Source organism: Pseudoduganella sp., from assembly GCF_041914865.1.
Taxonomy (GTDB): domain Bacteria; phylum Pseudomonadota; class Gammaproteobacteria; order Burkholderiales; family Burkholderiaceae_D; genus Rugamonas.
The window spans coordinates 1-19367 of record NZ_JAYSCO010000029.1 but is presented as its reverse complement, the minus strand read 5'-3'; the positions used below and the strand labels follow the sequence as shown (position 1 = coordinate 19367).

15 protein-coding genes, 2 tRNA genes and 1 pseudogene are annotated in these 19367 nt (G+C 59.6%); 9 read left to right on the top strand and 9 right to left on the bottom strand.

The window, feature by feature from the left end:
* Positions 1 to 7: 7 nt before the first annotated feature.
* The 3 genes from ACE3TQ_RS14830 to ACE3TQ_RS14820 all read right to left on the bottom strand — a co-directional run bounded on the left by ACE3TQ_RS14830 (position 8) and on the right by ACE3TQ_RS14820 (position 5060).
* A complete protein-coding gene (locus ACE3TQ_RS14830; RefSeq protein ID WP_374583050.1) occupies positions 8 to 1147 on the bottom strand; it encodes a nuclear transport factor 2 family protein in 1140 nt (379 codons plus the stop codon).
* Between the two features lie 158 nt (positions 1148 to 1305).
* On the bottom strand, positions 1306 to 2337 hold the full coding sequence (locus ACE3TQ_RS14825; protein WP_374583049.1) for a helix-turn-helix domain-containing protein: 1032 nt from the start codon (positions 2335 to 2337) through the stop codon (positions 1306 to 1308).
* 137 nt (positions 2338 to 2474) lie between these two features.
* Complete coding sequence (locus ACE3TQ_RS14820; protein ID WP_374583047.1) at positions 2475 to 5060, bottom strand: PAS domain S-box protein; 2586 nt, start codon at positions 5058 to 5060, stop codon at positions 2475 to 2477.
* A 141-nt stretch (positions 5061 to 5201) separates the two neighbouring features.
* On the opposite strand from ACE3TQ_RS14820, the gene ACE3TQ_RS14815 reads away from it, so the two are divergent.
* Positions 5202 to 6752, top strand: a complete 1551-nt coding sequence (locus tag ACE3TQ_RS14815; protein WP_374583046.1) for a retroviral-like aspartic protease family protein — start codon at positions 5202 to 5204, stop codon at positions 6750 to 6752.
* Between the two features lie 8 nt (positions 6753 to 6760).
* Positions 6761 to 7372, top strand: coding sequence for a hypothetical protein (locus ACE3TQ_RS14810; protein ID WP_374583045.1), 612 nt, complete (start codon positions 6761 to 6763; stop codon positions 7370 to 7372).
* Here the strand turns inward: ACE3TQ_RS14810 and ACE3TQ_RS14805 are convergent.
* Together ACE3TQ_RS14805 and ACE3TQ_RS14800 are read right to left on the bottom strand one after the other, a co-directional pair.
* Positions 7369 to 7788 (bottom strand): hypothetical protein, encoded by a 420-nt coding sequence (locus ACE3TQ_RS14805; protein ID WP_374583043.1) that lies wholly within the window; start codon positions 7786 to 7788, stop codon positions 7369 to 7371. The genes ACE3TQ_RS14810 and ACE3TQ_RS14805 overlap by 4 nt on opposite strands.
* Position 7789: 1 nt before the next feature.
* A complete protein-coding gene (locus tag ACE3TQ_RS14800; protein WP_374583042.1) occupies positions 7790 to 8560 on the bottom strand; it encodes a hypothetical protein in 771 nt (256 codons plus the stop codon).
* A 250-nt stretch (positions 8561 to 8810) separates the two neighbouring features.
* Between ACE3TQ_RS14800 and ACE3TQ_RS14795 the strand changes: the two genes are divergently transcribed.
* The gene (locus tag ACE3TQ_RS14795) at positions 8811 to 9776 is read left to right on the top strand and encodes an MBL fold metallo-hydrolase (RefSeq protein ID WP_374583041.1); all 966 of its coding nucleotides are present in this window, start codon (positions 8811 to 8813) and stop codon (positions 9774 to 9776) included.
* Between the two features lie 15 nt (positions 9777 to 9791).
* Here the strand turns inward: ACE3TQ_RS14795 and ACE3TQ_RS14790 are convergent, their stop codons facing one another.
* From ACE3TQ_RS14790 to ACE3TQ_RS14775, 4 genes are all read right to left on the bottom strand, one after another.
* Entirely contained in the window at positions 9792 to 10898 is a 1107-nt protein-coding gene (locus ACE3TQ_RS14790; protein ID WP_374583040.1) for a hypothetical protein, read from the bottom strand.
* 52 nt (positions 10899 to 10950) lie between these two features.
* Positions 10951 to 11041: transfer RNA gene (locus ACE3TQ_RS14785), tRNA-Ser, on the bottom strand.
* A gap of 123 nt (positions 11042 to 11164) precedes the next feature.
* Entirely contained in the window at positions 11165 to 13123 is a 1959-nt protein-coding gene (acs, locus tag ACE3TQ_RS14780; RefSeq protein ID WP_374583039.1) for an acetate--CoA ligase, read from the bottom strand.
* A gap of 101 nt (positions 13124 to 13224) precedes the next feature.
* Positions 13225 to 14364, bottom strand: a complete 1140-nt coding sequence (locus ACE3TQ_RS14775; protein WP_374583038.1) for an acyltransferase family protein — start codon at positions 14362 to 14364, stop codon at positions 13225 to 13227.
* Positions 14365 to 14480: 116 nt separating this feature from the next.
* On the opposite strand from ACE3TQ_RS14775, the gene ACE3TQ_RS14770 reads away from it, so the two are divergent.
* The 6 genes and pseudogenes from ACE3TQ_RS14770 (at position 14481) to ACE3TQ_RS14745 (ending at position 19204) form a co-directional block, all read left to right on the top strand.
* Positions 14481 to 15089: a TIGR00645 family protein gene (locus tag ACE3TQ_RS14770; RefSeq protein WP_374583036.1), complete on the top strand. Its 609-nt coding sequence runs from the start codon at positions 14481 to 14483 to the stop codon at positions 15087 to 15089.
* A gap of 19 nt (positions 15090 to 15108) precedes the next feature.
* Entirely contained in the window at positions 15109 to 16635 is a 1527-nt protein-coding gene (locus ACE3TQ_RS14765; RefSeq protein ID WP_374583035.1) for a fumarate hydratase, read from the top strand.
* On the top strand, positions 16635 to 17471 hold the full coding sequence (gene murI / locus ACE3TQ_RS14760; protein ID WP_374583034.1) for a glutamate racemase: 837 nt from the start codon (positions 16635 to 16637) through the stop codon (positions 17469 to 17471). The genes ACE3TQ_RS14765 and murI overlap by 1 nt, the downstream gene beginning before the upstream one ends.
* 82 nt (positions 17472 to 17553) lie before the next feature.
* Positions 17554 to 17629: transfer RNA gene (locus ACE3TQ_RS14755), tRNA-His, on the top strand.
* A gap of 123 nt (positions 17630 to 17752) precedes the next feature.
* Positions 17753 to 17917 (top strand): annotated as a pseudogene (locus tag ACE3TQ_RS14750) (DUF6538 domain-containing protein); the annotation flags it as partial.
* A gap of 15 nt (positions 17918 to 17932) precedes the next feature.
* Entirely contained in the window at positions 17933 to 19204 is a 1272-nt protein-coding gene (locus ACE3TQ_RS14745; protein ID WP_374583101.1) for a site-specific integrase, read from the top strand.
* The last annotated feature ends 163 nt before the right edge of the window (positions 19205 to 19367 follow it).

Genomic DNA, 19367 nt, shown 5'->3' with positions numbered 1-19367 from the left:
AACAAAGCTATTTCACCTCGCCCAGCAATCGAATCATTGCATTTGCCACGCCAACGGACGACTCCCAGTTCATGCCGGTAACCAGCCGTCCGTCCACTGCCACGTGGCTGCCATCCTTCGGGCCATGCACGAACTTTCCTCCATTGCGCCTGATGCTGCCTTCGGCAGAAAATGGGTATGCCTTGAAAACAGGAGATTCCTTGTTGAGAAATGCATCCGGGAAGCTGGTCATCACCTTGCCGTGGCCAAGCAAGCTGCCATCACTGAGTTTCAGCTGTGAGATCCCTTCGGTACCATGGCAGATGGCCGCGATCACCCCGCCCTGCTCTTCGTAAATCTGCTTTGCCAACTGCTGGATGGCGCCATTTTCCGGAATGCCAACGACTGCCGACCCGCCTCCAACATAGACGATGCCAACGTAATCCGCCGCCTTAAGATCGGCTGCAATGCGGGTGTTCGCAAGACCCCACATAAAGTCGCTATCGTAAATATAGCGCCGCTGCACAGGATCTGACGTCACCACCATTTCCAGCGGCACGGCGCCGCCCTGGGGGCTGGTGAAGTCGACCGCATAGCCGGCATTGACCAGGGCGTCGTACGTGTAAGCAATCTCCGGGAAGTTATTGCCCGCATTGACCTTGGTTCCCGGATACTGCGCCACGTTCGAAAGCACGAATAACACCTTGCGCCCATGCTGCGGGCCGTCGGCGCGCACGGCCGACTTGCTCATGATTTTCCATTCCCCCTCCATTTTCCGGAGCAGGAACACGTCGATATAGCGCCGACCCTGTTTCGGCATCAAGATTTCTGCCTTGGCCGTGGCAAGCTGGCCCGTGATATCGATGCTGATCAGGCGCCCGATGCGCCCATTGAACTGGGATTGCTTCTCGCTCGGGAACAGCTTCGCGTACTCCTGCGGGGACATTTCCCGCACCGTGTTACCTGGCCCATCCAGGTAAAGCCGGGCTCCCGGGTGGAAAGCCTTATGCAAGTCAGCCTGGAGGTTGAAACTGCTGCCCGTCAAATACAGGCCAACTGCCCTGGCAACTGCCGCCTGTTCGTCCCCTCTCCCGGCAGCGCGGCTGTGCCCGGCGCAAGCGAAGAATACGAACAGCAGACAAACGCGAATCAGAAATTCCTTGTTCATGAAGTCATCCTCTAATAGTCCCGAAATTGATCACCGCAGTGGAGTGACGCATCACTTCACCGCCCGCCAATCATCGGGCGAGGCATGCACAAAAACACTGGAAAATCGTGATTTCGAACTCCGGAAACGCGATTTCGAAGTAGATTTGACTCAAGAATTCAAGTTAACGGCAAGGAATCGGCGCGATACCTGGCCGGCGTCTGACCAACGACCTTCTTAAAGGTGGTGAAAAAAGTAGAGCTGGAGTTGAAGCCGCAGCGTTCCGCCACGGCCTCCAGGTTGAGCTGTGGCTCGGCAAGCAGCAGCTTCTTTGCATCCGCAATACGGAACTCGTTTACGTACACGCTGAAGCTTTTGTGCAACCTCGCGTTCAAGGCCTGCGACACTTCAGCGGGCAGCTTGCCTGTTTTCCTGGCCAGTTGCGCCAACGTCAGGTTGGGATTCAAGTGCAGCTCCTGCTCCAGCATCTGCAGCTCAAGCGCCGCCAGGATTTGCTGTGCATTCTCGTCGCTCAGTTTGCGGTTCTGATACTTCTCCTTGGTTGCGGCCTCATTTTTGCGGAGCAGGAAAACCAGCACCGCAATATGCAGCAAGAAGGTGAATGACAGCGCCCCGACGATATAAGACGTGAGCGGCGTGCTGACATAGGCGACGAGAATAATGAGACTGCCGGCAAAAACACTCAGCGGCATCCAGGCCTGCATCGACATCCGCCCGCCTTCCGCCAGGTGCGCGCGCGCCTGCCACAATGCCCACCCCGCTGCCATCAGGTAGCCGAGCCAGTAAACATGGATCACATGGCTGGAAATACCCCAGATACTGCGATAGCTCGCGTAGGGGAACAACACACCAAGGCCGATCACCAGGAACGCCAGCCCAAGATGCCAGCGCCAGCGGCGATCGGACTGGGCCTGCTGGCGCTCGGCCAGGTAATGACTCACGTACAAATACGTCAATGGCCCGATCAGCAGGCAGGCGGATAAGCCCAGCTGCCTGAACTCCAGGGCGATGGTGGGATCGAAAAACAGAACCGTCGATTTCGCCGTGCGGACGCCGACCGCCAACAACAGCGCGCCAAGCATCCAGTCAGACGGCTGCCTTGGCTGGCGCCTGAAAAAATAGATGGCCAGGAAGACGCCATTTATGGCGCCAAGGGCACTGAACAGGAATAGGAGTTGTCGGGTGAGCATGGCGGCAAGTATAACCAAGGTGGCCGTGCTTGCCAGCCAGGTCGCGCAATTGCACCGGCTGGCTGCCTGAAGGTGCAGGTGGCAAGCTTGCGGAATGCAGCGCGCGCAACTCCCTACGCCCGGCATCTCCAGCCCGATCAGGACCGCGTCCGATGCAGGCCGCGCGCCGTCTCCCGCGCTGCCGGCAACGCCCCATCGTCACCGACCCGATCAACCAGCACAATATGCTGGGGCCGTGCCGCGCTGTCGCGCTGCAACAGCGGCAGCGTGACCGTGAAGGTACTTCCTTTGCCGCGCCCCGGGCTGGCGGCGCTAGCCTGCCCGCCATGCAGCGCGACGATACTCTTGACCAGCGCCAGCCCCAGTCCCAATCCGCCGCCGTGCCGGTCCGGCGTCAACTCGGCCTGCGCGAAAAGCTCGAAGACGCGCGGCAGCAGCTCCGCGTCCATCCCGATGCCGTTGTCGGCCACGGACAGCACCACCTGCCCATCGCGCGCCTGCACCGTGAGCAGGATACGACCGCCCTGCTGCGTGTACTTCGCCGCATTGTTCAACAGGTTGGCCAGCACCTGCACCAGGCGCGTGTCGTCGCCCAGCACGGCAAGGCCCGCCGCCACATCATCCTGCACCAGATGCTGGCGGCGCGCCTCGATCAGCGGGCGCACCTGCTCGACGGCGCGGTTGACGATCTCCGCTACGCTGACCTCCTCCTTCTCAATCGCGACCATGCCGCGCGTCACGCGCGACACATCCATTAAATCGTCCACCAGTTCCGACATATGCTTGACCTGGCGGTCGATGATACCGGTGGAGCGCTCGATGTAGTCCGGACTCGCGCCACCCGTTTTCAGCAGTTGCGACGCCGTGCTGATCGGCGCCAACGGGTTGCGCAGCTCATGCGCCAACAGCGCCAGGAAGTCGTCCTTGCGCTGCTCCGCATCGCGTTGCAAAGTAATGTCGGTATTCGTGCCCAGCCAGCGCACCACCCTGCCATGTTCGTCGCGGATCGGCATGGCGCGCGACAGGAACCAGCGGTAACTGCCATCCGCCCCCAAGAGGGGAAAAGTATCTTCCCAGACCTGCTGCTCTTCCACGATTTTCTGCCGGTACAGCGCCACCACGCGCTCGACGTGCTCGGGATGGTGCACCTTGGTCCAGCCCCAACCTTCCATCTGCTCCAGCGTGGTACCGGTATACTCGAACCAGCGGTTGTTGTACCAGAAGATATGGCCGCTGCTATCGGCCATCCACGCCAGTTGCGGAATATTGTCGGCCAGGGTACGGAAGGTCAGCTCACTCGACCTCAAGGCCTCCTCGGCAAGGTGCTGGCGCGTGACATCGAGCACCGCACCGGACATATGCGGCGACTGGCCGCCATTGCCGCACACGACGATGCCCCTGCCCTGCATATAGCGCAGGCCCAGGCTGCCGCGCGGCACGCGGAAGCTCTCCTGGTAAGGCTCCCCGCTGGCCAGCGACTGGTCGATGCTGGCGCGGACTTTGGCCACATCGTCCTGGTGCAGCACCGCGTAATACGCATCGATCGGGCCGCCGTTGGCGATGTCCGGCGGAATGCCCAGCATCGCCGCCAGGTTGCGGTCCGCATGGACGCGGTCCGCTTTGATATCCCAGGCCCAGGTGCCGATTTCGGCCGCCGCCAAAGCCGCCTCCAGACGCGACTGCGTGTCGCGCAAGGCTGCGCGCATGGCCATGCTTTCGTGGATGTCGGTGGAAGTGCCCATCCAGCGCACGATCCCCCCGTCCCCGTCGCGCACCGGCAAGGCGCGCGCCAGGGTCCAGCGGTATTCGCCGGAACGGTGGCGCAGGCGGTTCTCAACCTCATACGGTTCACCGGTTGCCAGGCTGCGCTGCCAGCGTTCCTGCATGAGCGGCACATCGTCCGGGTGGAACAGGCCAACCCAGGCATCGCCCTGCGCCGCCTCCTCCGGCATGCCGGTATGCTCGTACCACTGGTGATTGAAGTAATCATGGAAACCGTCCGGCCGGGCCGACCAGACGATTTGCGGGATGGCGTCCGCAATCGTGCGGAACCTGGCCTCGCTCTCCTGCACCCTGCGCTCGGCCTGCTTGCGCTGCGTGATATCGCGGAAGAAGACCGCCAAGCCGTTTTCAACCGGGAAAACGCGCGCTTCCATCCACAGCTCCTGCGGCTTATGCGTGTACAGCTGCTCGATGATGGCCGGCTTCCGCTCGCGCATGGCCTTGCGGTAGGCTTCGCCGATCGGCAAATGCTCGGTGACGGGCCAGGCTTCCCAATGCGTCTTCCCCAGCAGCTCATCGCGCGGCCGGCCATCGATGCGCAGCGCTTTATCATTGATGCGCTGGATGCGGAAGTCGCGGTCGAGCAGGATGAAGCCTTCGTCGATGGCGTGCAGGATCAATTCGCTGTCGCTTTGCGCACAGGACTTGTGGAACAGTGCCAGCCACTGCTCCCCGCCATCCAGCGCGATGCGCTTGCGCGTCACCTCGCACTGGACTGTATGGCCGTGTTTCGTCGTGATGCTAGCGAGTGCAGGCGCGTCGGCAGCAGTCTCCGCGCCAGCGCCCACGACCGCGCCCAGCTGGCGACACAGCAGCTCCTCTCGCGCATACCCAGCCAGTTCGCAGAAGGCCCTGTTGGCGGCGATAATTTCCCCCGCGCCGGAGTACAGCATCGCGGCACAAGGAACCAGCTCCACCAATGCATCAGTCGACTCCACCATAGAGACGTGCCCCGCAAGCCAGGTAGCTCGGGGCATCTTACAAGATTCGCCCAACCGGGCTCGCCACGGAGGCTGGGCCAGGCGTAATGAGCCAAAGTCGAGGTGCTATTATGGCAACATTATTGGACTATCTGGTTTCCCATGCGCCACACCCTGCTGACAACTGCCCTGCTGTTCTGCGTACTCCCCACCACCCAAGCCTCCACAACGCCGCCTTGCGAATACCAACGCGGTGAACCGGTACCTTTGCGAACAAACGGATGGGGTTCTCGACCTGTCCTGGAAGGCAAAATCAATGGCCGTCCAATTCCTATGCTGGTCGACACCGGCGCACATCGCACATTCGTTCTTCTGCGCAGTACGGAAGTATTAGGGATTCCCGCCAGGGCCCTGCCCAGCTCCCGTAGCTTTGTGGGATTGGGCGGCCTGACCCAGCAAGGATACAGCGCCTATTTCAGCGAATTTTCCATCGGCAGTTCACGAAGTGTCTCAGCCTGGTTTCCTGTGATGCCAGGGCTGGCCAGTTCAGGCTTCGGCGCGATTCTGGGCGTCGACTATCTGCTGCAGGCAGACCTCGAAATCGACCTGGGCGCCCGCCGTATGCAGTTCAATCGGCTGGGTAAGTGCAGCAAGACCGCCCACCTGGTCGCTGGCGCATCGGTGTTGGACATGGAAACCGATCCATACATCGATACCCCACTCTTCTACGTAAAAGTAAATGGCATACCGACGCGCGCCATCATCGATACTGGAGCTCCCTCCACGGCAATCCGCGCCGGAGCTGCGCGCAGGGCCGGCATCGCACCTGCCATGCCGGGTGCGGAAAAGCTTACGGCTATAACCGGCATCGGCGAAGGTTCCCTGTCCGCTTGGGGCGTAACCGTCGCAGAAATGCAAATCGGAGACGACACGTTCAAGGATCTCAAGATCACGCTCTTTGATAGCAAGGAAGACGATCACGAAGGAAGTGAGTTGATCCTTGGCGTCGACTTCTTGCGCAGCTACCGTGTGCTGTTTTCTAGCAGCCAGCGCCGCATCTACCTGACCAGGACCGCCCCGCTCAAATTCATGGTCAGCCGCGCCGACTGGGTGGAATGGCTGGAGTCCGAGGCCGCAAATGGCAGCCACGGCGCCATGGCTTACCTGGCGAAGAAGCTGGAGGACGGCGTTGATGTTCCCAAAGATCCGGTACGCGCCGCCAAACTGGCAGAAGAAGCCGCAGCCAGAGGCGACTACATGTCGATGTACAAACGTGCATCCGATTTATTCCTTGCTGGCGAATATGCGGAAGCCGCGCCCGCCCTGCGCCAGCTCGCACAAAGCTATTCATCCGATCGCGAAGCGGAGCTGAGGGCGTACCTTGCCACCGCCCATAACGGCGATCCCGAATCCGCCCGCAAAGAACTTAAGGCAGCGCGCAAGCGTGCGAACGAAGAGGTCTGGCCCATGCCCATCGTCGACTACATCATCAACGACGGAAAGCCGGAAAAGCTGCTGCTTACCGCTGGCAAGGAAGAACAGCATGCAACCGCCCGCCAATGCTTAGCCCATTACTACATCGGCGAAACTGCCCGCCTGAAGGGCGACAACGATGCCGCCCGCAAGTCGTTCGAATCCGCGCTGGCTATTTGCCCCGCTTCTGCTTTCGAGCACAAAGCGAGCACGTTGGCGATCAAACAAACTGGAATTTAGAGAAACCTATGGCTAGCAACATCACAGATAAGGAAATCATTACTCTTCTTTCGAGAAGCAACCAGCTACTCGGCCCCCCAATGGGAATAAGCTCGCGTCTTCCCAATGAGATTGCGGTCTACCTCACGCCACCTGATCTGAACAAACCCGCGCAGCAGAAACTTTTTAAGGACGCGCAGTACGCGATCATAGCGATCAACGACAAGATTGCCGTGGAATTGACGCGGACAAATGATGAAGAGGACGCGGACATTTGCATCACATATGGGACGGCTTTCGTGAAACCTGGGCGAACGGATTATCAGAACTTCGCCGGCAACGTCACGTGGCGAGACAAAGGGGGTGACGAGATCGAGGCAGATGGTGCCGGCGGAATCCAACCAAGGCCAGTGCGTATCCAGCTGGGCCACGAACGGCACGGGGACCGCGATTGTGATTGCCTCATCAACCGCGAGACCATCATCCATGAATTCGGCCACGCACTAGGGCTGGGGCAGCACTTTAAGGGCTTTGACGGACGGGTCGCCATTTCGGGCGCATTCTGGGATGTGCTGGCCACGCTGTATGCCAACCCGCCAGGCACGCCCTTCGCCCAGCTCAAGGTACACCGCGTCGGCTAAGACCCTGGTGCCGAGATAAAGACGCTAATCCAGACCACCGTTTTGGCACTAGCGGGGACTTCGCATCGGCGCCACATTTTCCCTTGTGCGCTCGCTGGATGGATCGCATAGATCCACCTCGCATGCTCAGGCCCCAAACGCCATTCGGGACTTCCATCGTGGGCTACGCCGGCCTTCTGGCCGAACTGCTCAGCGTAATACCGGACAATGGCATCCGGCGAATCCACCGAGCTATACGCGTGCCAAATGATATGTGGACCGGGCCGGCCATCGCTCGCAGGCGCGCCGGATACATGCTCATCGCAAAACTTAGTGGCATTGCGTGGAAGCTTCACTTCGTTGCGTTCTTCCGACGCGTTCGCCGGCAAACCGAAGGTCAGCGCACATAACAGCACGGCCTGAAAAGAGGTATTCATACTATTTCACCAAGTGCGTTTCCGCAGGCTTCATATGCCATTCACTCAGGACGGAACACAGTACCTCCGGCCGCAGTACAAAAATATCGCGAATCCAACCATCCCCTGGTTGCTCTTGAGCCTCAGCACGAGATCTGAGATAAGCGTCCGTAAACAGGACAGCCACCATCTTGTCGCCATCGGAATCGCCAACATGAAAGCCAGCGATATCGCGCCACATCAGCTTACTGCGTTGGCCGGCGATGACGATTTCAATTTCGTCCTGGCCAACGCGCAGGTAATTGGCACTGGGTCGATAAACGTAGATCGCCAGGACCATCAAGGCACCGAACAATAGGCTGCCTACCCACCCGGCCACGGATGGAATTGCCGCAACCGAGATACCAAACATCAAAGCAACCAGCACGACCATCCAGGCCAGCTTCACCTTGCTCGCTTGAATAATTAAGGACCCATCGGCGCGTTTTGGAAGCCGCTGATATTGGCCTTGTATATAGGTATTTTTGCGCACCGGCAGTTGAACAAGAACACACTGCCAGATCCCGAGCAGGATCAGCGCGCCAGGAAATACATGGCGAATGGTGAAACCGTTGAGCGCTCCAACCACAAACGCAACCAGCGCCAAGCCAAGGTAAAGCCTGAATGCGAGAATCTGGCCGCTCTTCTCCATACTATCGGGCCAGATCCCAAGGGATGAAATGCCGTACACCGCAACGGACGATGCGCTGAGGACGACAACGATCCAGAATGGAACATCCACCGGCAACGCCATGAGAAGCCAACCAAATATCCCCATTCCCCCCAACCCCATTACAAGGCCGGTCGATCTCGCTTTCCACTTAAGCACAAGAGTCCCTTAAAAAATTGATGGCGCACCAACGTCGCCGCAGGATTATAGGGGATCTCCCAATGACGATTTCGCCCTTGCTGAACGTGCCCCCAGTATTGCATTTATAATAACCACCATTCCAAGCTCAAGCCGTCGCCCTGCGCGCGCAACGATGCCTCTTCATCAGGTCCTTATGAGAACCTTGCTCCATCTCGCACTCAGCATTCCCCTTGCCGCGATTGCGGCAACGGAGCCACTTAAAGAAGCAAACCAATGGATTCATGGCGTGCCTGAAGGCCAAGCCTGCGCGGAGCCATTGCAGGTGCACCAGGCCGGGCCAGGCGTTTTTATCATCCGCGAGAACAAATGCGCGAGTACTGAGGCGCCATTCCTCTACCTGATACTTGGAGAGGAAAAGGCACTCTTGTTGGACTCCGGCGATAAGCCTGACGATGGCGTGGCCTTTCCCCTGGTAGAAACGGTCAACCGAATAATTGGCGGACGCAAGCTCAGCCTGCTCGTCGCGCATACCCACGCGCATCGCGACCACCGCACCTTCGATTACGCGTTCCGCGCCCGCCCCAATACGACCGTGGTAGGGAGCACTCCGGATGCAGTCAAGGCGCATTTCCGGTTTACCCAATGGCCAGAAGGCGAAGCAGAGATTGACCTTGGCGGTCGAAAAATCACAGTCCTCCCCCTGCCCGGCCACGACGCGGCGCACCTTGCCTTCTACGATCAGCGCAGTGGCACGATCTTCAGTGGCGATTCCTTATATCCCGGCATGCTGACGGTGCGGGACTGGCCAGCGTATCGGCGCAGCATCGCCCGGTTATTGAAGTTCGCGGAAAGCCAACCAGTCACCGCATTCGCTGGCGCGCACATCGAGATGATGAACAAGCCGTATGCCATGTATCCGCTTGGCACAGCTTACCAGCCACAGGAACACAAGCTGTTCCTTGGCCTTGAACACCTGCGCCAATTGAATGAAGCACTGAGCGCACAGGGCGACGAGCCAGCGCGTATCGAGCGCGCCGACTTCATCATCGAGCCCATTACATCCTTCCCTATAGCATGGGTGCTTGGCCCGCTAGTTGCGTCACAGCTTATCGTCATGACGGTGTGGCGGAGAAGGCGAAGCAGCAGGCGTGGTTACTGACACCTGACTCTGCTGTCAGGCCAGCGACTGGGTGAGCTTTGGCGCACCATCAAGCCCATGAACCAGTGCGACGTCAGGTGAAAAATTGGGTTGCTTCATGATCAGCGCGCGAACATACTCTTGCTCACCCGTTGAACGCCCTAACTCCTGCATCACTCGGCAGGCCCATGCTGCAGACTGTGCGGCATCGTCATGCGCGTGAAGGAAGATCAACGCCCATTTGACTTCGTTGAGCCGGATAGCTCGCTCAAAGTGGCGCCGCAGTTCGGTTAGAGCATCGTCGACTTGTGCCAGGCGCTGCGGATCCGAATACGCAACCGCGAGTTGTTCGAGCAATTTATCGCGAATGATCTCGATCCTCTCGCTGCGCGCCTTCCAGCGCTCGGTGAACGTCGCAAGGCTTCCCTTCTCGACTGGTGGATACCAATCCAGCAATACAGAGTGGAGCGCGCCGGACATCGAGTCGCGCCATTGCATAGAACCCACGGACGGGTATTCCGCATCGAGGGCGGCAAGCGCGATCGCACGGCGGTAAAAGTCGGCGAATTCCGAATGCCTGCCGAATGCACGCTTGGCGACGAGAACGTCATACAAGCCGAAACCGGTCCACTCCCATAATCCAGTTCCAAAATTCAGCGCCACCATTGAACGGCCCACTTCACTTCGCCATTTCCGCACTGATCGTTCATCGATGCCCCGTTCCGCCAGCCATCTCAGTTCGTTTTCGATGTCCTCTTTGGTTTGCGTCGTATCAAGGAATGGTTCAAGAAGAGACGACCATACTGACATCCGCTTCACCAGCGTGATGTTGTGGTGGCTCACGAATTCCACCAACGCGGCTTTGGAGGAGTTGGGGACGAATAGTATGTCGCCGTTATTCAGGCGTATTTCAGAGCAATGACCAAGCTCGATGCTTTGGATGTCGCCTACGCACACAACGCCGTTGGGATACGCGGTGGAGGGTTCGAATGGATAGTGTTCGAATTGAAGTGCTGAGCCGTCAAAGGAAACGCTGGCTTCGCTGAAGGTTTTCAGGAACCGGCGGCCACGTATATTAAGAAGCATGATCCATGCAGCGGCCAACATTATTGCGAGGGTGACAACTAACTCGATGTTGATCAAGACTGGCCTCGCATATGAAAAAAGCCGCCCAGTGGGCGGCTCTTCGAATCCTTGGCGGAGAGAGGGGGATTCGAACCCCCGATAGGCTATGAACCTATACACGCTTTCCAGGCGTGCGACTTAAACCACTCATCCATCTCTCCTGCATCTCTCACTCGTCGCGAGAGGCCCGAATTATAGCAGCGTTTTGCGAGATGGCAAAGGTTTTCTGTTGAAACCCGGTAAACCTGGGTCTGACCCAAGGGTCAGACCCTGTCTGTGCTGCTTTAGGAGGTTTCTTTCAGTTGCTCGAGGATGGCTGGGTTTTCGAGGGTGCTGACGTCTTGGGTGATGGCTTCGCCTTTGGCCAGTACGCGCAGCAGGCGGCGCATGATCTTGCCGGAGCGGGTCTTCGGCAGGTTGTCGCCGAAGCGGATCTCTTTCGGCTTGGCGATCGGGCCAATCTCTTTTCCTACCCAGTTGCGCAGCTCGGTGGCGATCTGCTTGGCTTCGTCGCCGGTCGGGCGGGCGCGCTTCAGCACGACGAAGGCGCAGATCGATTCGCCGGTGGTTTCGTCCGGTTTGCCGACCACGGCGGCTTCGGCCACCAGGGGGTTGGCGACCAGGGCGGATTCAATCTCCATCGTGCCCATGCGGTGGCCGGAGACGTTCAGCACGTCGTCGATGCGGCCGGTGATGGTGAAGTAGCCAGTTTCGGCGTTGCGGATGGCGCCGTCGCCTGCCAAGTAGTATTTGCCGCCCAGCTCTTCCGGGAAGTAGCCGGCTTTGAAGCGGTCCGGGTTGCCCCAGATGGTGCGGATCATCGATGGCCACGGGCGTTTGACGACCAGGATGCCGCCGCTGCCGTTTGGTACGTCGTGCCCTGCTTCGTCCACAATCGCGGCCATGATGCCTGGCAGCGGCAAGGTGCAGGAGCCTGGCACCATCGGGGTGGCGCCCGGCAGCGGGGTGATCATGTGGCCGCCGGTTTCGGTCTGCCAGAAGGTGTCGACGATCGGGCATTTCTCGCCGCCCACGTTCTTGTAGTACCACATCCAGGCTTCCGGATTGATCGGCTCGCCCACGGTGCCCAGCAGGCGCAGGGAGGAGATGTCGAAGTTCTTCGGATGCACTTTCGGGTCCACGTCGGAGGCTTTGATCAGCGAGCGGATCGCGGTCGGTGCGGTGTAGAAGATGTTGACCTTGTGCTTGGCGATGGTTTCCCAGAAGCGGCCGGCGTGTGGGAAGGTCGGGATACCTTCGAACACCACCTGGGTGGCGCCGACTGCGGTCGGGCCGTAGGCGATGTAGGTGTGGCCGGTGACCCAGCCGATATCGGCGGTACACCAGTAGGTGTCTTCCGGCTTCAGGTCGAACGACCATTTCATGGTCAGCGCGGCCCACAGCAGGTAGCCGCCGGTCGAGTGCTGCACGCCTTTCGGGGTGCCGGTGGAGCCGGAGGTGTACAGGATGAACAGCGGGTGCTCCGCTTCCACCCACTCAGGTTCGCAGGTGGCGGCCTGGCCTTCGACCAGGTCGTGCAGCCAGATGTCGCGGCCTTCGGTCCAGGCGATATTGCCGCCGGTGCGTTTGTAGACCACCACATTCTTGATCGAGTCGCAGCCGCCCATGGCCAGCGCTTCGTCGACGATGGCTTTCAGCGGCAGCTGTTTGCCGCCGCGCAGCTGCTCGTCGCAGGTCAGCACGGCGACTGCGCCGGCGTCGATAATGCGCTCTTGAAGCGACTTGGCGGAGAAGCCGCCGAACACCACGGAGTGGGTGGCGCCGATGCGGGCGCAGGCCTGCATGGCGGCCACGCCTTCCACCGACATGGACATGTAGATGACGACGCGGTCGCCCTTCTTGATGCCGCGCGCCTTCAGGCCGTTGGCGATCTTGCAGACCTTGTCGTGCAGTTGCTGGTAGCTGACGCGGGTGACTTCACCGTCGTCGGCTTCGAAGATGATGGCGGTCTTGTCGCCCAGGCCGTTCTTGATATTGCGGTCCAGGCAGTTGTACGACACGTTCAGCTTGCCGTCTTCGAACCATTTGTAGAACGGTGCGTTGTCTTCGTTCAAAGTACGGGTGAACGGGGTCTGCCATTCGACGTGTTCGCGCGCCAGGCGGGCCCAGAAGCCTTCATAGTCGCGCTCGGCTTCATCGCACAGCGCCTTGTAGGCGTCCATGCCGGACACGGCGGCCTTTTCCACGAATGCGGCTGGCGGCGCAAAAATGCGCGATTCCATTGGTCCTTGTTGATCTGCGCCTTGGTTGGTCATGCTTGTCTCCGGTTAGTGATGGTTTGCTAGCAACGATAGTGCTTGTCGCTTACTACCCCCTTACATGGTCAGGGGGTTATTTTTGCCATTTTAATCACTTCTTGGGGCTCTGGTACAGCGGGCGCTGGCAGTATGCGGTCGACCAGTAATACCAATTTTTCCCTCAGCCACTCGCCCAGCCCGCGCTCCAGCAGGCGATGCGAAATGGCGGCGAGCGGAATCGCCAGCAACAGTGCGAGGAAGACCTCGTTCCAGCTTTGCGTATGCAGGCCGTGCTGCTCCAGCCAGCGGGTCAAGACCACTTGGCCAAGATAATGTGTCAGGTACATGGAGTAGGAAACGGTGCCGACCCACACCAGCCAGCGCGGCATGGAAAGCGTGACGGTTTTGCTGGCGATGGCCAGCGCCAGCAGCATCAGCGCGAGCGGCCAGCCCCACCCTGCCGGGCCGTGGAAGCCGCCCACGCCGGACCAGCCCCACCACAGCACAAAGCCGGTGCTGCAGACAACGGCCTGCCAGGCTACGGTGTCGCTGCCGAAGCGGATGCGCGGCTGGTGGTACAGCAGGCCGATCGCCACGCCTGCGAGGAATTCGTAGATGAGCGGGTTGGTCGCCAGCTGCATATAGCCCCAGCTGAACGACAGGTACTGCCGGATATTGAGCGTGGCGCCACCGTGCGTGGCGGGCAGCAGCACCAGCGTCAGGAGCATCCAGCTGCCGAACACGAACCAGCGCAGGCGGCCGGCCAGCATGCTAATGCCGAAGACAAGGTAGAAGTACATCTCGAAGGCGAGCGTCCACGCCAGCGGGAACGCCAGGCCGAAGAACGGGGCTTCGCCCGGCACTTGCGGCAGGAAGGCCAGCGAGCCGGCCAGGTGCCACAGGCGTTCGGCATCCTGGAAGAACCACAGGCCGCCGCGGTCGATAAAGATCCACAGCAGGGTCACGACGGCGTAGGCCGGCCAGACGCGGGCGAGTCGGCGTGCGGCGAACAGCGCGGCATCGCGCGGGCCGCCGACGCCGCGCGTGGTGTGGACCATGATAAAGCCGCTAATCAGGAAAAACAGGTCGACGCCCATGGCGCCGGGCAGGAACAGCGTCCGCGCCAGGTCGCCGTGGGGCGTGCCGACCAGGAGGTAGCGTCCATGCGCCAGTACCACGCCCAGCACGGCCAAGCCGCGCAAACCCTGCAACCATTCCAGCTTCATCGTCACTTGCCAGGAAAACAAAGTTTGCAATGTAGCATATCGCCGCCGCTGCCGTAGGCCTGCTGCCGCGTGTAGAATATCGGCTGTTTTTCTAAACGTCTTTTTGCACAACACAGATGACCGACCCGCTGAACACCAATGGCAAGCGCCTGAGCCCCATCCCTGCCTTCATCTTCATGTCCCGCTGGCTGCAGCTGCCGCTGTACCTGGGCCTGATCCTGGCGCAGTGCGTCTACGTATTCCATTTCTGGGTCGAGCTGAAAGACCTGATCGGCGCCGCGTTTGGCAATGCCGCCTCGCTGGAGCACATCCTGCAAGCCGTGACCGTGCCTGGTGCCGAAGCGCCGAAGAAGCTGACCGAAACCACCATCATGCTGGTCGTGCTCGGCCTGATCGACGTGGTCATGATTTCCAACCTGCTGATCATGGTGATCGTGGGCGGCTACGAAACCTTCGTCTCGCGCATGCACCTGGAAGGCCATCCGGATCAGCCTGAGTGGCTGTCGCACGTGAACGCATCCGTGCTGAAGACCAAGCTGGCGACCGCCATCATCGGCATTTCGTCGATCCACCTGCTGAAGACCTTCATCAACGCGCAACTGTACGATCCGAAGACCTTGGTCGCACAAACCGTCATTCATTGCGTCTTCCTGCTGTCGGCCATCGCCATTGCCTACACCGACCGCATCACGACGACCACGCATCACGCATCGAAGCAACACTAAATCAGCCAAAGAGCCAACCATGACCATCATCAAGCAAGACGACCTGATCGAATCCGTCGCAGCCGCGCTGCAGTACATCAGCTACTACCACCCTGCCGACTACATCCAGCACCTGGCGCGCGCGTACGAAGCCGAGCAAAGCCCGGCGGCGAAGGATGCCATCGCCCAGATCCTGACCAACTCCCGCATGTGCGCGGAAGGCAAGCGTCCGATCTGCCAGGATACCGGCATGGTGAACGTCTTCCTGAAGATCGGCATGGGCGTGCGCTTTGAAGGCTTCAAAGGCACCGTAACCGACGCCGTGAACGAAGGCGTGCGCCGCGCGTACAACTTCTCCGACAACAAGCTGCGCGCCTCCATCGTGGCCGACCCACACTTCGAGCGCAAGAACACCAAGGACAACACCCCGGCCGTGGTCCACATGGAACTGGTGGAAGGCAACACCGTGGAAGTGGCCGTGGCAGCCAAAGGCGGCGGCTCCGAGAACAAGACCAAGTTCGTCATGCTGAACCCGTCCGACTCGCTGGTGGACTGGGTGCTGAAGACCGTGCCGCTGATGGGCGCCGGCTGGTGCCCGCCGGGCATGCTGGGCATCGGCATCGGCGGCTCCGCCGAGAAAGCCATGCTGCTGGCCAAAGAGTCGCTGATGGAAGACATCGACATGTACGAGCTGAAAAAGCGCGGCCCGCAGAACAAGCTGGAAGAGCTGCGTATCGAGCTGTGCGACAAGATCAACGCCCTGGGCATCGGCGCGCAAGGCCTGGGCGGCCTGACCACCGTGCTGGACGTGAAGATCAATATGTACCCGACCCACGCCGCCTCCAAGCCGGTCGCCATGATCCCGAACTGCGCGGCCACCCGCCACGCCCACTTCGTGCTGGATGGTTCCGGCCCGGCCTACATCGAGCCGCCGAAGCTGTCCGACTGGCCTGATGTGACCTGGGCGGCCGACACCGAGAAGTCCAAGCGCGTCGACCTGAACACCCTGACCAAGGAAGAAGTGGCGTCCTGGAAGCCAGGCCAGACCCTGCTCCTGAACGGCAAAATGCTGACCGGCCGCGATGCCGCGCACAAGCGCATCCAGGACATGCTGTCGAAAGGCGAGAAGCTGCCGGTGGACTTCACCAACCGCGTGATCTACTACGTGGGCCCGGTCGATCCGGTGCGCGACGAAGTGGTAGGCCCAGCCGGCCCGACCACCGCCACCCGCATGGACAAGTTCACCGACATGATGCTGGAGAAGACCGGCCTGATCTCCATGGTCGGCAAGGCGGAACGCGGCCCAACCGCGATCGAATCGATCCAGAAGCACAAGTCGGCTTACCTGATGGCCGTTGGCGGCGCCGCTTACCTGGTGTCGAAAGCGATCAAGGGCGCCAAGGTAGTCGGCTTCGAAGACCTGGGCATGGAAGCGATCTATGAATTCGACGTGGTCGACATGCCTGTCACCGTGGCCGTCGATTCCTCCGGCACCTCGGTGCACAACACCGGCCCGAAAGAGTGGCAGGTGAAGATCGAATCCCTGAAAGCAGCGCAACCTGCCTGATGACACAAGCTGTCCCCTCCTCCGCCGATGCGCCCATCGGCGTCTTCGATTCAGGCGTGGGAGGGCTCTCCGTGCTGCGCCACATCCACGCGCAGCTGCCGCATGAGCACGTGCTGTACTTTGCCGATTCCGCCTTCGCCCCCTACGGCGCGAAAACGGATGAATGGCTGGTGCAGCGCGCGCTCGACGTCACCGCATTCCTGATTTCGCAAGGCGCCAAGGCGCTGGTCGTGGCCTGCAATACCGCCACGGTGGCCGCCATCAAGGCCGTGCGCACCGCCTTCCCGGCCCTGCCGGTGGTCGGGGTAGAGCCGGGCCTCAAGCCCGGCGCCGCCGCCACGCGCAATGGCACGGTGGGCGTGCTGGCCACTGCCAGCACCCTGCGCGGCGAGAAATTCCTCGCCCTGCGCGAGCAGATCTCCGCCAGCAACGGCACCCGCTTCCTGCTGCAGCCATGCGGCGGCCTGGTGGAGCGCATCGAACAGGGCGACCTGTCGGGCGCGGAAACGGCCGCCATGCTGCGCGGCTTCGTCGAGCCGCTGCTGGACCAGGGCGCCGATACCCTGGTGCTGGGCTGCACCCACTATCCCTTCGTGCGGGAAGCCATCGCCCAGGTGGTGGCTGCGCGCGGCGATAGTGCGGCCGTCACCCTGATCGACACCGGCGACGCCGTGGCGCGCCAGCTGGCCCGCCTGCTGGAAGGCGCCGGCCTGCTGCGCCCGGGCGGCACCCCTGCCCACCTGCGCGGCTACACCAGCGGCAACGCGGCGGCCCTGCAGACGGCGTTCGCCAACCTGCTGGGGCTGCATCCGCAGGTTGAATCGGTGCAGGTTTGAAATATATTTGCCAGTTTTCCGGAGAGCCTATATAATCTCGGCTCTGTCGCGCTACGGTGCGATAGAAAAGCAGTTTTCAGTGGTGGCTGTAGCTCAGTTGGTAGAGTCCAGGATTGTGATTCCTGTTGTCGTGGGTTCGAGCCCCATCAGCCACCCCAAATTTCCTTCTTCTTGTGAAAACAAGAGCTTAGGTCAGTCGGGCACTGATCGGTGTAGCACCAAGTGGAACACTAGGTGTAGCACTTCAAAAAGTTCGCAAGCTCCAACGTGGAGCTTGCTGAATGCAAAACACTTACCAGAACAGGCACGGAACATTCTACATTCGCCTATTCGTCCCCAAAATTCTCCATCCTCACGTCGTCAAGCCAAAACTGGTTCAAAGTCTTAGGACAAAAGACCGCCGACAGGCATACTTACGTTCGTTAAAGGTCTGTTTGGCATTTGAGAACTGGGTATTGGATATGACGAAAAAACTGGGGCTAGATAATCACAAAGACCTGACCATTAGCCTGCCCTCTGGGGTCAAGATTGACTTCGACATGGAAGTCGCCGCAGATCGGGCAGCGTATGAGGATGCCATCGACAAGATTGGCGTCTTTAAACAGCCCCTGACGGTATCTCATGGAAGCAATGGCAGCAGCCACTCCGCTGCCCGCTACCGCCTTACGGACTTGTTCTCGTCTTATAAGGTAGCCAAGGAAAAGGTCTTTGCCGAGGCAACCCGCGCCGCCTATTACCCTCGGGTAGAAAAGTTCATCGAACAACACCAAGCCAAGGGCATCATCTTCATTGACGAAATCCGTAAGCCGCATGCGAGCGACTATCGGGAAGAAGTCATCAAGGTGCAGGACAGTCCGCTCACCGTGGATAACTATACGAAAACCCTGAAAGGCTTCTTTGACTTCGCCATCGAAGCAGGCAAGTATCCGTTTGAGAACCCGTTCTCCAACTTGCACTTGGTCAAAAAGTCCGAGCGCAGCAAGCACACCGATTCTTGGCTCCCCTATTCCGGTGAGGAAGTCCAGCGGCTATTCGTTGAACAATTTGACGCATACGCAAAACGCTTCGATAAGCCCGACCTATTCTTCGCCCCGCTAATAAGCCTTACTACGGGGATGCGGATCGAGGAAATCGCCCAGCTTCAAGTATCCGACGTTTATAAAGACAACAGCGTGTGGGTCCTCGACATCAACGATAACGGCGACTTCAAGGAAGTGAAGACACCATCGTCAATCCGTAAGATGCCACTGCCCACGCCTATCCTGCTGACCAACTTCTTGGACTACCATGCACTGGTCAAGGAGCGGTTTGGGGAAACAGAACTCCTGTTCCCCTACCTCATCAACACCGCCTCGAATGGTTTTGCTAAAAATATCGGCTACAACTGGACGCAATACAAGAAGGAACTGATCGAGGTCAACGAGACACAAAAGAATTTCCACAGCCTACGCAAGACCATTGGCGCGGCAATGGTCGATATGGAATATGACCTGCCCTTGCGGAAGCGGATACTCGGTCACAGTATGAGCGGGGACATCACGCAAACCGTTTACGGCAAGCCTTACTCCTTGGAATATATTAAGTCCTGCTTGGACAAGATTTCCTGGGGCATCAACTTCATCGACTTCCAATTCCGGTTCAAACGGGATGATGACAAGTTGTTGGACGGCTGGGTAAATGCCAAGCGTATAAAGGAACGGAAGAAAGCCACCAAGGTAACCTCTGAAAAGTAGCCAACGGTTGAGGTAAAAATTCAGGCCGAATGTCAAAAATAATCCCGCCATCGAGCGGGATTATTTTTGGCATCGGAACAAAACAGCTAACAAACCAAACGGCATCAATGTAATGACCCAGCGGATCCTGCTCAATTTAGGCCGCTAATCTAAACGTCTCAGC